Source organism: Streptomyces sp. NPDC002130, from assembly GCF_040296465.1.
GTDB lineage: Bacteria > Actinomycetota > Actinomycetes > Streptomycetales > Streptomycetaceae > Streptomyces.
Window position 1 is genome coordinate 1 of record NZ_JBEOXI010000223.1, and the last position, 13,506, is coordinate 13,506.

General features: G+C 69.0%; 12 protein-coding genes. 5 read left to right on the forward strand and 7 right to left on the reverse strand.

Translation table 11 applies throughout. From position 1 onward, the window contains the following. The first annotated feature begins 3 nt into the window (after nt 1–3). From ABT116_RS31880 to ABT116_RS31900, 5 genes are all read left to right on the forward strand, one after another. Entirely contained in the window at nt 4–516 is a 513-nt protein-coding gene (locus tag ABT116_RS31880; protein WP_053670147.1) for a Jag family protein, read from the forward strand. Between the two features lie 125 nt (nt 517–641). Next, nucleotides 642–1,358, forward strand: a complete 717-nt coding sequence (gene rsmG / locus ABT116_RS31885) for a 16S rRNA (guanine(527)-N(7))-methyltransferase RsmG (RefSeq protein WP_351640897.1) — start codon at nt 642–644, stop codon at nt 1,356–1,358. A gap of 265 nt (nt 1,359–1,623) precedes the next feature. Continuing rightward, nucleotides 1,624–2,700, forward strand: coding sequence for a ParA family protein (locus ABT116_RS31890; protein ID WP_351640914.1), 1,077 nt, complete (start codon nt 1,624–1,626; stop codon nt 2,698–2,700). Further along, complete coding sequence (locus ABT116_RS31895) at nt 2,697–3,797, forward strand: ParB/RepB/Spo0J family partition protein (RefSeq protein ID WP_351640898.1); 1,101 nt, start codon at nt 2,697–2,699, stop codon at nt 3,795–3,797. Before ABT116_RS31890 ends, ABT116_RS31895 begins: the two co-directional genes overlap by 4 nt. A 324-nt stretch (nt 3,798–4,121) precedes the next feature. Further along, nucleotides 4,122–4,739, forward strand: coding sequence for a GNAT family N-acetyltransferase (locus ABT116_RS31900; protein ID WP_351640900.1), 618 nt, complete (start codon nt 4,122–4,124; stop codon nt 4,737–4,739). Between the two features lie 89 nt (nt 4,740–4,828). On the opposite strand, the gene trxA is transcribed toward ABT116_RS31900, so the two are convergent. From trxA to ABT116_RS31935, 7 genes are all read right to left on the reverse strand, one after another. Then, nucleotides 4,829–5,161, reverse strand: a complete 333-nt coding sequence (trxA, locus tag ABT116_RS31905) for a thioredoxin (RefSeq protein ID WP_030847066.1) — start codon at nt 5,159–5,161, stop codon at nt 4,829–4,831. A 45-nt stretch (nt 5,162–5,206) separates the two neighbouring features. After that, entirely contained in the window at nt 5,207–6,175 is a 969-nt protein-coding gene (gene trxB, locus ABT116_RS31910) for a thioredoxin-disulfide reductase (RefSeq protein ID WP_351640902.1), read from the reverse strand. Between the two features lie 164 nt (nt 6,176–6,339). After that, nucleotides 6,340–7,278 carry an anti-sigma factor family protein gene (locus tag ABT116_RS31915; RefSeq protein ID WP_351640903.1) on the reverse strand — a complete coding sequence of 313 codons (939 nt, stop codon included), beginning with the start codon at nt 7,276–7,278 and terminating at the stop codon, nt 6,340–6,342. Next, the gene (sigM, locus tag ABT116_RS31920; RefSeq protein ID WP_351640905.1) at nt 7,275–7,997 is read right to left on the reverse strand and encodes an RNA polymerase sigma factor SigM; all 723 of its coding nucleotides are present in this window, start codon (nt 7,995–7,997) and stop codon (nt 7,275–7,277) included. The genes ABT116_RS31915 and sigM overlap by 4 nt, the downstream gene beginning before the upstream one ends. A 24-nt stretch (nt 7,998–8,021) precedes the next feature. Then, nucleotides 8,022–9,737 (reverse strand): protein kinase family protein, encoded by a 1,716-nt coding sequence (locus tag ABT116_RS31925; RefSeq protein WP_351640907.1) that lies wholly within the window; start codon nt 9,735–9,737, stop codon nt 8,022–8,024. Between the two features lie 139 nt (nt 9,738–9,876). After that, nucleotides 9,877–12,186: a murein biosynthesis integral membrane protein MurJ gene (gene murJ, locus ABT116_RS31930; RefSeq protein WP_351640909.1), complete on the reverse strand. Its 2,310-nt coding sequence runs from the start codon at nt 12,184–12,186 to the stop codon at nt 9,877–9,879. Nucleotides 12,187–12,229: 43 nt separating this feature from the next. After that, nucleotides 12,230–13,506 (reverse strand): DUF6049 family protein (locus ABT116_RS31935; protein WP_351640911.1); only part of this gene is annotated, 1,277 nt, incomplete at its 5' end.

Here is a 13,506-nt window from a genome sequence, read left to right on the forward strand (position 1 = left end):
CCCGTGACGGAAGGCACCACCTCCGCCGCTGCCGAGGGTGCAGACACCCTGACTCGCCTGGAGCAGGAGGGCGAGATCGCGGCGGACTACCTGGAGGGTCTGCTCGACATCGCCGACCTCGACGGCGATATCGACATGGACGTCGAGGCCGACCGCGCCTCCGTCTCGATCATCAGTGACACGGGCGGCCGCGATCTGCAGAAGCTGGTCGGCCGTGACGGCGAGGTGCTGGAAGCACTCCAGGAGCTCACCCGTCTGGCTGTGCACCGGGAGACCGGTGACCGCAGCCGCCTGATGCTCGACATCGCGGGGTACCGGGCACAGAAGCGCTCGGAGCTGTCCGAGCTGGGTGCCAAGGCCGCCGCGGAGGCCAAGAGCAGTGGTGAGGCCGTCAAGCTGAAGCCGATGACGCCGTTCGAGCGCAAGGTCGTGCACGACGCGGTCAAGGCCGCGGGGCTGCGCAGCGAGTCCGAGGGCGAGGAGCCGCAGCGCTTCGTCGTCGTGCTGCCTGCCTGATCGGCCCTCACGTTCCCCGGCCCCGTCTGTTGCGCAGGCGGGGCCGAACTTTGTCAGCCTGATAGTTCTGGTGGTTCTGGTGTCGGCGCCGAGTGCGCTGACGCGGTACGGAAGGACGGTCCCCCGTGACGGAGGCAGCGGAGCTTCCCCCCGCGCCCGAGCAGGCGCGCGAGGTGTTCGGTGATCGCTTCGCGGATGCGGTGCGGTACGCCGAGCTGCTCGCAGAGGCGGGCGTGCAGCGCGGTCTCATCGGCCCGCGAGAGGTGCCCCGCCTGTGGGAGCGGCATCTTCTGAACTGCGCGGTGCTCTCGGAGGTCGTGCCCGACAGCGTGACCGTGTGCGATGTCGGCTCCGGCGCCGGGCTCCCCGGCATTCCGCTGGCGCTGGTCCGCACCGACCTGAAGATCACGCTCCTGGAGCCGCTGCTACGGCGTACCAACTTCCTCACCGAGGTCGTGGAGCTGCTCGGCCTCGACCATGTGACGGTCGTGCGTGGCCGGGCCGAAGAGGTCATGGGGAAGATTCAGCCCGTCCACGTCGTGACGGCCCGAGCCGTCGCGCCCCTCGACCGGCTCGCCACCTGGGGCATTCCGCTGCTACGGCCGTATGGGGAGATGCTCGCGCTCAAGGGTGACACCGCCGAGGAGGAGCTGAAGAGCGCGTCGGCGGCGCTGAGCAAGCTGGGTGCCGTGGAGACGTCCATCCTGCATGTGGGTGAGGGCGTAGTGGACCCGACCTCCACCGTCGTACGGGTCGAGGTCGGGGAGAGCCCCGGCGGTGTGCGCTTCGCTGCGAAGCGCGCGAAGGCGGCTCGCACGGGACGGACGCGCCGTCGGCGCTGATCCGTCCTGAGGAAGAGACGTACTCCACACAAGCTGCCAAACCCATGCATGCCGGAGTGTCGCGACAGTCCGGCCACGACTGCTGTGCATCGTGTTTCACGTGAAACGTCGCTCACTGCTGCACGGCATCATCAGTCGTGGCCGCGCTGCGGCCGAACCCCGCGACCGAAAGCCTCTTGGTTCACTCGATGAGGGACCTGAGGTATCCACAGAGGTGGATTTCTCCACAGAACGCCAGGCCTCACTGGTTCGCGACCCCGAAGACATGGGAGGCTCTGTTCATTGCGAGCCTGAAGTCGAGGAGAGTGAATCCTTGCGGTCCGACGCCAACATCGCGGGACCGATGACCGATCCGGTCCCCGGTCCCCGTACCGAGTCGATGGGGGCGGATGTTTCACGTGAAACACCGCCTCCGATGGACGACACTCCCATCGGTCGTGCTGCCCAACTGGCGGTGGAGGCTCTGGGTCGTGCCGGCGAAGGCCTGCCACGGCCCGAGCAGACGCGCATCATCGTGGTCGCCAATCAGAAGGGCGGTGTGGGGAAGACGACGACGACCGTCAACCTCGCCGCATCGCTGGCGCTGCACGGTGGCCGGGTCCTGGTGGTCGACCTCGACCCTCAGGGCAATGCGTCGACCGCTTTGGGTATTGACCACCACGCCGAAGTCCCGTCCATCTACGACGTGTTGGTCGACAGCAAGCCGCTCTCCGAGGTCGTCCAGCCGGTCCCCGACGTCGAGGGACTCTTCTGCGCCCCCGCCACGATCGATCTCGCCGGTGCGGAGATCGAGCTTGTGTCCCTGGTGGCACGGGAGAGCAGGCTGCAGCGCGCGATCCAGGCGTACGAACAGCCGCTGGACTACATCCTCATCGACTGCCCGCCCTCGCTCGGCCTTCTGACGGTCAATGCCCTTGTGGCGGGTCAGGAAGTTCTGATCCCCATCCAGTGCGAGTACTACGCGCTGGAAGGCCTCGGGCAGCTGCTGCGCAACGTCGACCTGGTGCGGGGGCACCTCAACCCCGCCCTGCATGTGTCGACCATCCTGCTCACCATGTACGACGGCCGGACGCGCCTCGCGTCCCAGGTCGCAGAAGAGGTGCGCACCCACTTCGGTGATGAGGTACTGCGGACGAGCATCCCCCGCTCCGTCCGTATCTCGGAGGCCCCGAGTTATGGGCAGACGGTACTGACCTACGATCCTGGATCGAGTGGTGCCCTCTCCTATCTTGAGGCGGCACGAGAGATCGCGCTGAAGGGCGTCGGCATCAGCTATGACGCGACGCACGCCCATATCGGCGCACAGCAGAACGACCCGAGCATGGTGGAGGGCATTCAGTGAGCGAGCGACGGAGGGGGCTGGGCCGTGGTCTCGGCGCACTGATCCCTGCCGCACCGACGGAGAAGTCGGTGGCCCAGGCCGCGGCGGGGAACGCTGTGTCCACGTCCCCCGCGGCAGTGCCTGTGCTGCCGAACGACCGTGGGGTGGCCGCGGCAAAGGTTGCAACGCTGCCGTCTGTTTCACGTGAAACAGAGGAACCGGCGCAGTCGACTGCTCCTGCCACGTCTGCAGCACCCATCGGTGCGCACTTCGCCGAGATCCCCCTCGACTCCATCTCGCCGAACCCGCGCCAGCCGCGTGACGTCTTCGACGAGGACGCGCTGTCGGAGCTGATCACCTCCATCAAGGAAGTGGGGCTCCTCCAGCCGGTCGTCGTACGGCAGGTGGGTCCCGGCCGCTACGAGCTCATCATGGGCGAGCGCCGCTGGCGGGCCTGTCGTGAGGCAGGGCTGGAGGCGATCCCGGCCATCGTGCGTGCCACGGAGGACGAGAAGCTCCTCCTGGACGCTCTGCTGGAGAACCTGCACCGCGCCCAGCTGAACCCGCTGGAAGAGGCGGCCGCCTACGACCAGTTGTTGAGGGACTTCAACTGCACGCATGACCAGCTGGCGGACCGCATCGGCCGATCCCGCCCTCAGGTCTCCAACACCCTGCGTCTGCTGAAGCTCTCCCCGGCCGTGCAGCGCAGGGTCGCCGCCGGAGTGCTTTCCGCCGGCCACGCGCGGGCACTGCTCTCCGTCGAGGACTCGGAGGAGCAGGACCGGCTCGCTCACCGCATTGTGGCCGAGGGTCTCTCCGTGCGGGCCGTCGAGGAGATCGTGACCCTGATGGGGTCGCGGCCTCAGAAGGCTCAGAAGCCCAAGGGCCCGCGTGCCGGTGCGCGGGTCTCTCCCGCGCTGTCCGACTTGGCCACGCGGCTCTCCGACCGCTTCGAGACACGGGTGAAGGTCGACCTGGGCCAGAAGAAGGGCAAGATCACCGTCGAGTTCGCCTCGATGGAGGACCTTGAGCGGATCCTTGGCTCACTCGCTCCTGGCGAGGGGCCGGTCTTGCAGAAGAGTCTCCTGGACGGTGACTCAGAGGAGAACGAGTCCTGAGCCTCCGCCAAGGAACCTCCGCAGTGCGGGAGACTGAGCGGGCCATGTCCGGTGTGTGCCGGAACATGGCCCGCTCTGTTCCTTTCTGGCGGTATCGATGGAATCGCATCGTGGATACGATGCGTTGGGTACGGCGCATCCACTTGGCGGCACCTCTGAGAGGGAGGCAGGGGCCATGGGAACCATGAGGCGCACCGGATTGGTGAGCGCCGGTTTGGGGCTGGGAGCAGTCGGTGGGTTCATCGGCAGTCTCCTCAGGGAACGGAGTGCTCTGACAGCCGCCCGCGACGCGGCGGCGGGCGAAGGAAGCGAGGAACAGCCTTCATGGGCCGCCGGCTCGTACCCCTCACGCTGGACAACCTCCAGGACCTTCCCAAGCGTTGTCGCTCGTGTGTCTTCTGGGAACTCGACCCGGTCAGCGGTGAGGCCGCGGTAGAGGCGGGCACGTCCGCTTCGGAGAAGGAAGCCTGGATCTCGGCGGTTCTGCTGGACTGGGGCTCCTGCGGGCGAGTCGTGTATGTCGACGACGTGCCAGTGGGCTTTGTGCTCTACGCCCCGCCCGCCTACGTTCCCCGCTCCATGGCGTTTCCCACGAGTCCTGTCTCGCCCGACGCGGTGCAGTTGATGACCGCGTTCATCGTGCCCGGCTACCAGGGGCAGGGACTGGGGCGGGTGATGGTGCAGACGGTCGCCAAGGATCTGCTGCGGCGCGGCTTCAAGGCGATCGAGGCCTTCGGGGACGCGCGCTGGAAGGAACCTGCCTGCGTCCTGCCCGCCGATCATCTTCTGGCTGTGGGCTTCAAGACGGTCCGACAGCACCCCACCCATCCCCGGCTGAGGCTGGAACTGAGGTCGACGCTCTCCTGGAAGGAAGACGTCGAGATGGCACTGGACCGGCTCCTGGGAGCAGTGCAGAAAGAGCCGGCGCTGCGACCGCTGTAGTGCAGTCAAACGAATGGGCCAACCCTTCCGGGTTGGCCCATTCGTGTTTCACGTGAAACATGCGCCGCCGGTGCGACGGCTCAGCCGATTCACTCGGCGATGAACTCCTCGAGGTCGCGAACGATCGCGGCCTTCGGCTTCGCGCCCACGATGGTCTTGGCGACCTCGCCACCCTGGTAGACGTTCAGGGTCGGGATGGACATGACGCCGTACTTGGCGGCCGTACCCGGGTTCTCGTCGATGTTCAGCTTGACGATCTCGATCTTGTCGCCGTACTCGGAGGCGATCGCCTCGAGGGAGGGGGCGATCTGGCGGCACGGTCCGCACCAGGCGGCCCAGAAGTCCACCAGAACAGGCTTGTCGCTCTTGAGGACGTCCTGCTCGAAGGAGTCGTCGGTCACATTCTTCAGGGTGCCGGCCACGGCGGGCTCCTTAACTGGTTGGTGCGTGGGGCGGGTAGGGGGAGGTCAGACAGAGGTCTTCTCGGGCTCGGGCTGGTCCTCGTCCGCCAGGGCGGCGAGGTAGCGCTCGGCGTCGAGAGCTGCGGAGCAGCCGGTCCCGGCCGCGGTGATCGCCTGACGGTAGGTGTGGTCGACCACGTCGCCGGCACCGAAGACACCGGTCAGGTTCGTGCGCGTCGACGGCGCCTGCACCTTCAGGTACCCCTCTTCGTCCAGGTCGAGCTGACCCTTGAAGAGTTCGGTGCGCGGGTCGTGGCCGATGGCGATGAACAGTCCGGTGACCGGCAGGTCCGAGAGCTCACCGGTCTTGAGGTTGCGCAGCTTCAGACCCGAGAGCTTCGGGTCGCCCTGGATCTCGGCGACCTCGCTGTCCCAGACGAAGGAGATCTTCGGGTCGGCGAAGGCGCGCTCCTGCATGGCCTTGGAGGCGCGCAGGGTGTCACGACGGTGGACGATGGTCACCGACTTGGCGAACCGCGAGAGGAAGGTCGCCTCCTCCATCGCGGTGTCGCCGCCACCGATCACGGCGATGTCCTGGTCCTTGAAGAAGAATCCGTCACAGGTGGCGCACCAGGACACGCCACGGCCGGAGAGGGCGTCCTCGTTCGGCAGGCCGAGCTTGCGGTGCTGCGAGCCGGTGGCGACGATGACGGCCTTCGCCCGGTGCACGGTGCCCGCCGTGTCCGTGACGGTCTTGATCTCACCGCTCAGGTCGACGGCCACGATGTCGTCCGGGACGAGTTCGGCTCCGAAGCGCTCCGACTGGGCGCGCATGTTGTCCATGAGCTCGGGGCCCATGATGCCGTCCTGGAAGCCCGGGAAGTTCTCGACGTCGGTGGTGTTCATGAGCGCACCACCAGCGGTGACGGCGCCCTCGAACACCAGGGGCTTCAGCGACGCGCGCGCGGTGTAGAGCGCCGCCGTGTAGCCGGCGGGCCCGGAGCCGATGATGATCACGTTACGGACGTCGCTCACGGCTTGATTCCTCGTCTCTGGACTGCGTCGTTCGACCGGTGGGAGCGTCTCTAGGACCTCTCACCCCACCCAACGGATCCTAAGGGGCGCGCATTCCCACTGTGTCCGGGCACACGGAGATACGGCACCAAGCGGTGACCCGGGGGGCGACGAGGAGCGCTGGCTCAGACGGAGGGGTAGGTGCGCTCCAGGAGCACCTCGCCGGTGGCAGCGGACGCCGCGTGATCCACACACGTCGCGTCGACGATGTAGGCGGTGACCCGAGTGGCGTCGGAAGCGTCGGGAATCAGTACGAGCATGGCCTTCTTCCCTTGGTAGACGCCGTTCTCGGTGGCCAGCGCCGGATCGTCGCGTCCGATGCCGTCGCGGACGCAGCCGGGCACCACGGGTTCCTTGAAGACCTTGTGCTGATTGCTGCCGGGGGCCGTCGCCGCGCCGAACGGGGTGCGGGAGCCGCCACCCTTGGCCTTGTCCTGGGCCAGGAGGTCGGTGACCTGCTTCTGCAGCTTTCCTTCGGAGAAGGTGTCCGCGGCGCTGGTCTGCCGGCCGCCTGCCGACTCATGAGAGGGCTTGTTGTCGCCGAGGGATGACAGCAGGACGGAACCCAGTCCCAGGGCGGCCACCGTGAAGGCGGTCCCCAGGACGGCGACCCTCCGGCGTCCCATGCGTGTGCGGCCTTTGCGGCCCGGACCGGTGGTGGCGGAGCGCGGGCGGCCGGCGGGCCGGTCGGCGGGCGTCGATGTTTCACGTGAAACATGCGCATCGCTGTCGTCCCCGGAGGGGGAACCGGCAGCGCCGGAACGGGGAGCAATGGTCGGCTCCGGGCTCTCCGAGGACTCCGGGCCGTTGGCGTTCAGCAGGGCTTCGGCGGCGAGAGCGGCATCAATGCGGCCCGCCACATTGGCGGGCATTCGCGGCGGGCCCGGCAGCGTGCCGAGCAGTCCGCGGATCTCCTCCAGGGAGGCGTAGACGTCCGCGCACAGGTCGCAGTCGTCGAGGTGCCCGCGCAGATCGGTGGTCCGGGCCGGTGGGAGCAGCCCCTCGGCGAGGTCGGAGATCTCCGCGACGTCCGGGTGCCCGGCCATGTCTGTCGTCGACGTCACGCTCGTCCACCTCCGCCCTTCACAGCAGCTGAGTCGGTCGGTCCTGTGTCCGGGGGCGCCGCCTGCGGCCCCGCTGCGGGTGGGACGGCTGCCCCCTGCGTCCGGTTCCGTTCTCCGCCCGGGTTCTTGCCCTCGCCGCCACCGTCCGTCCGCAGGTGGGTGAGCAGCGGCAGAAGTCTGGCCCGTCCGCGGGCGCATCTGCTTTTCACCGTGCCGGTGGGCACGTCGAGGATGCGGGCAGCCTCCGCCACCGGGTAGCCCTGCATGTCCACCAGGACGAGCGCGGCACGCTGGTCGGCCGGCAGGGTCCCCAGGGCTTCGATGAGCTGCCGGTGGAGATCCTTGCGCTCGGCGGGGGCCGAGGCCGACTCGTGCGGCTCCAGCAGCTGCTCCAGGCGCTCGGTGTCGTCCACGGGGGAGGTCTTCCGGGAGGCCGCTTTGCGGGCACGGTCCAGGCAGGCGTTCACCGTGATCCTGTGCAGCCACGTCGTGACGGCCGACTGGCCCCGGAAGGTGTGGGCGGCCCGATAGGCGGACACGAGGGCGTCCTGCACGGCGTCAGCGGCCTCCTCGCGGTCACCGAGGGTCCGGAGGGCGACGGCCCAGAGCCGGTCACGATGCCGCCGCACGATCTCACCGAAGGCGTCGGGATCGCCTTCGACGTGCCGGGCGAGCAGATCCTGATCACTGGCACCGCTGTGCTCGGTGCGGTCTGCCATCGGATCCCCTCCCCTCGTCGGCTCTCAGCCCGTGAACTTCACTTCGGTGATGGCCTGCTTGTATCCCCGGTTGCTGTAGTTGGCCGGGTCGTCACCGGAGTACGGCAGCGCAGTGAGCCAGACCAGGACGTAGCGGCTCTTCACAGGCTTGTCGACGCTCACCTTGAGGGATGTGCCGTTTGTCGTCGCTGTGCCGAGCTTTCGCATGGAGCTCAGCGGCGTCGACGAACCCAGGGAATCCGTCGCGTACAGCTCGGCCGTGGTGTGGTCATTGCCGTACCGCAGCGACAGGGTCGCGGCTGAGACCTTCTGCTCGGATCCGAGGTCGTAGACGATGCCGACACCCGGCTTTATCACCATCTCCGGACCGTCCAGGTAGCTGCTGGTCCGCCAGCCCGTGGAGGTGTTGCCGTCATAGGTCTTGCCCACGTCGGCGGGGTGCTGGGCGTCACCCTTGGCGACGTACTCCTCGGCGCCCTTGATGGGGAGCGGCCTCGATGGCGCTGCGTTCTTGTTCTTGTCGCCGCCCTCGTGGTTCTGCGTCTTGGTCGGCTCGTCGTTCTTGCCGCCCTGTTCCATCAGCGCGTCTGCCAGCTGCCAGCTGCCAAGACCCAGAGCGGCGATCAGGAGTGCGGAGACGGCCCACTTCAGGGCCTTGCCCGTGCGGCTTTGGAGCGGCGGCGGCGGGGTCGCGATCGGGGTGACGCCGGGCCGCGGGGTCTGACGGCCGTAGGTGCCCTGCTGGTACGTCGTGCGCTGGTACTCGGGCGGGGCGGTGAACGCCGGCTCCGGCGGGCGGATGCGGGGCATCTCGCCGATCGCCTTCACGAGCTCCTCCGGCGTGGTGCACGGCGACTCGTGCCGGGAGGCGGTGGCGCCGTCGTTGACGAGCGCGCGCATGGAGAGCTCGGACAGACCGCGGTGCACTCCGGCCCGCACCTGGTCGGGCGCGATCAGACCGATGTCCTTCGGCAGGCCCGACAGGCCGTATGCGTCGCTCTCGTACGGCCAGCGCTGCGTGAGCGCCGCGTACAGCAGGGCGCCGATGGCCTCGGTGTCCGTGCGCTGCGGGGTGTCGGACGAGACGCCGCGCAGGGCGGCGTTCACCGCGAGGCCGCGGATGCGCCACTGGCCGGTCGAGGCGCGCAACACGGCGTTGGGATTGAGCCGCAGATGGGCGAGGCCCTCACGATGGGCGGCCGCCATGGCGGAGGAGACCTGGCTGACCATCTGGTAGGCGTCGTAGGGCTCCAGAGGGCCGGAGGCGAGGAGCGTGGTCAGTTCCGTCGCGTCGGGAAGCCACTCGTGGACGACGTAGACGACGTCGTTTTCCTCCACCGCGTCCAGCACCTGGACGAAACGAGGGTCACCCAGGAGGGCGGAGGAGCGGGCGGCCGCCAGGACGGAGCGGGCCCGCGAGTGGTCGGCGGGCAGGATGTGCACGCCGACGGCACGGCGGAGCTTCTCGTCCACGGCACGCCAACTGCTGAAACCGTCCAGACGGGTGACGCACTCCTCGAGGCGGTAGCGTCTGGCGAGTTTGTGGCCACTGTGCAGTTCGGGAGGCGAGGTCGTTCCGGCACCGTCGGTCCTGGTGCTCTCCTGTACCTCGTCGCTGTCCGTGTCCCGCTCCCGGTTCTTGGCCACCCCGTCGGCCGTGGACTGGTCCGCCTGTGCGGTCAGCGACGCCTCGTCGCTGTTGTCTGCCACGTCGACGGCAGCCGTACTCCGTTCCGCCACCGTCGTTCCTGCCTCCCCATCCATTACGCGCCGACCGGTATCCCACCGCGCCGTGCGACGCCGAAACCAATTGTGCCCACAGTCCGCCGCTATGCACGACACGCGGTGGCTGACGATGGTTGTGCGCCTACCCCCCGACTCAGCGTCCCAGGCGTCCGCGGACCATGCCCACCAGGGAGTTGAGCTCCTCGATGCGCATGCGGCGGGCGGCGACGAAGAAGATCCCGAGCAGCACGGCGCCGCCTGCCAGGACCGCGACGAGTGAGCCTGCGGGACCCTGACCGAGCGAGTGGCCGATGCCGTAGCAGGCCGCGCCGCTGAGCAGGGCGGCCGGGACGGACGCGATGCACAGCCGGGCGTAAGTCCGCAGGACCCGGGCACCGTCGAGGTCCCCGCCGAGGCGCTTGCGCAGCCGTCGCCAGGCGACGCCGACGCCGATCGCGTAGGCCAGACCGTACGAGGCGGCCATGCCGACCACGGCCCAGCGGGACGGGATGACGAAGAAGCAGATCGCCGAGGCGCCGGCGTTGACCGCGGCCACGATGACCGTGTTGTAGAAGGGAGTTCGGGTGTCCTCGTAGGCGTAGAAGGCACGCAGGACCACGTACTGCACGGAGTACGGAATCAGGCCGAGGCCGAACGCCATCAGCATGAAGCCCATGTTGGTGGCCTCGCTGGTGCCCGAGGAGCCGAACATCAGGGTGCACATCGGGATGCCGAGGGAGAGGAAGCCGAACGCGATCGGCACGATCGCCACCGCCGTGGTGCGCAGGCCCTGGGAGATGTCGTCACGGACGGCTCCTCCGTCGCCCTCCGCCGCCGAGCGCGACAGGCGCGGCAGCAGGGCGGCCATGAGGGAGACCGTGATGATGGCCTGCGGCAGGCCCCAGATCAGCTGTGCGTTGGCGTAGGCGGCGAAGCCGGTGCCGTCGACCGGCGAGGCCTTGCCCGCCGCGGTGGACAGCTGGATGACGATCATGGCGCCGGCCTGGTTCGCGAGGACGAACAGCACCGTCCACTTGGCGAGCGTGACGGCCTTGCCGAGGCCCTGGCCCTTCCAGTCGAAGCGCAGCCGCAGCCGGAAGCCGGTCTCGCGCAGGTAGGGGATCATCGCGAGCGCTTGGACCACGAGGCCGAGCAGGACGCCGATGCCGAGCAGGCGCTGGCCCTCCGGCGGGATGGTCGTGGCCTTCATTCCGGAGTCGGCCGCGGTGCCGTAGACGTAGATGAACATGCCCAGCGTCACGATGATGACGATGTTGTTCAGGACCGGGGTCCACATCATCGCGCCGAACTTGCCGCGGGCGTTGAGGATCTGGCCCATCACCACGTGGATGCCCATGAAGAAGATCGTGGGCAGGAAGTACTGGGCGAAGGTGACGGCGACCCGGTTCGCCGCCGGGTCGCTGGCGACCGGGTCGGACAGCACGCGGATCAGGAGCGGCGCGCCGACGACCGAGAGCGCCGTGAGTGCGCCGAGCGTCACGATGACCAGGGTGAGCAGGCGGTTGGCGTACGCTTCGCCGCCGTCGTCGTCCTCCTTCATGGCACGCACGAGCTGCGGTACGAAGACGGAGTTGAGACCACCGCCGACGGTGAGGATGTAGATCATCGTCGGCAGCTGGTAGGCGACCTGGAAGGTGTCACCGAGGAGGCCGACGCCCAGCGCCGACACGATCAGCGCGGAGCGGATGAAGCCCGTGAGGCGGGAGACCATCGTTCCCGCGGCCATCACGGCGCTGGACTTCATCAGGCCCGCCGCGCGGCCGCTCTTCTTCGGAGCGGGCGAGGCGTCGGGCTCAGGATCCTGTGCCTCGTCCACGAAGGGCGGTACCGCCACGGTCTGGTCAGCGGCCCCGTACGGGCCCTGCGGTGCGTAGGGGCCTTGTGCCATCTGTCCCGGGGCGGGGGACGGGCCGGGGACGGACGGCGACTCGTAGGACGGGTGACCGCTGCTCTGCTGCTGGTCCCGGAAGAGATGCGCGAACGCGTCCGGTTCCTGGCGCGGCTCGCCCGCCTGGGAGACGAGGTCGTCCACGCCCACGAACTGGGTGGTGCGGGGGTCGTCGCCGTACGGCAGATGCCGCGTCGGGCCCTCCGGCTCCGGGGCGGGCGTCTGGGCCCACACCTGCGGGTCGGGCGCGTACGGCGACTGCGCGGGCGGCCCGTACAGCTTCTGCTGCGGCTGGTACGTGCCGGGAGCGGGCGGCGGGTGCGCGGCGCGATCGTAGTGCGCCTCGCCGACCGGGTCCTGCGCGGCGCGGTCCTGTGCGCCGTAGGGGTCCTGGCCGTAGGGGTCCGGGCCGTAGGCGTCCTGGAGGTACATGTCCGTGGGCGGCTGCGGCGGCACCTGGCCGTGCTCGGGCGGTGAGCCCTCGGGCCCGCCCGCATCGGGGTAGCCCGAGCTGCCCGCGGCACGGCCGCGGTCACCGTCGTACGGCGCGTTCATGGTTACCCCACCTCATCGTCCCGGGCCCACCGGCCACGATTTCTCAACGGTCCACTCTCTCACCCGTGCCGGACGGGTCGGCGCTTCCCGCTGCGGTGTCCGGGGCCGGGTCACTCGGCTGCTCGGGGGCGTCCGCCCGCGAGCCGGCACCGGACTCCTCATCGAGACGTGCGCCGGAGGCCGCCGGATTCCGCGGATCGTCGGCCCGGCCCTGGGGCTCGTCGCCCTCGCCGTCCGCCTCCGTGGTCTCGTCCTCGGCGCCCTCGTCCTCGGCGGCTTCACGGGCGGCGGCGCGCTTGCGGTGGGTGTACATCCGGAAGCCGGCCAGGACCAGGAGCAGGACACCGCCGCCGATGACCAGCATCACCGTGGGCGTGACCTCGGTGACGCGCACGTCGAAGGTGACCGGCTCGCCGTACCTCTGGCCGTCCTCCGTGTATAGCTGGGCGACGACCTCCGCCCGGCCGTTGGCGTTGGCCGACGTGGTGAACTTCACCGACTGAGCGTGGCCGCCGTTGACGGTGACGGGCTGCTCTTCGTAGGCGTCGCCGCCGATCTTGAGGCGCGTGGGGTTCGTCGACGTGAGCCTCAGGTTCAGGTGCTCGACGCCCTGGACCAGGTTGTTCTGCACGGTCACGGGGATCGTGGCGCTGCGGCCGGAGAGCTTGGTCTCCGACTTCTGGATCAGCTTGACCCCGTCGATGAGTCCGTTGAGGTACGACTCGATGCCGTCGCGGTATCCGACCGCCGCGACGCCCCGGCCGCGCCACGATGTGGACATCTCGCGGTTCATGGCCCGACCGAAGGGGGTCACCACCCGGGACTGGCGGGTGAGGATCACCTTGAACTTGTCGAGCTTGGCCTGCGTCTCGGCGATCTGCTCGAAGGCGGCCCGCGACAGCTCCTGCTTCCGCAGCGAGGGGGGGTACGCGGACGCCGACGGCACCTTGGTGTTGGCTGACGGGTCCGGCTTGGCCTTGGCGGCGGCCGTGAGGTCCTGCGACTCGGACCAGTTCCCGACCTGGAGCGCCCCCAGCGCCTCGGCCATGGCCTGTGCCTGGCTCACGGACGGCATGCGCTGCGGGGCGACGACCACGCTGCGCTGCTTGCCGGTCTGCAGGCCGAGCGTCAGGCTCTGGGCCAGGAAACGCTGCACGGCGAGCGTGGAGGCGGAAGCCTTGGTCAGGTCGCCCTGGAACGCCGTGGACATCCGGGAGTCCGCGACGACGGCCGTGGTGCCGCCGCCGATCGGCCGGGCAGCGGAGGGCGTGTAGGACAGGTTGTCCTGGAGGCTGTCGCTGCGGGTGATCACCTTGTCGG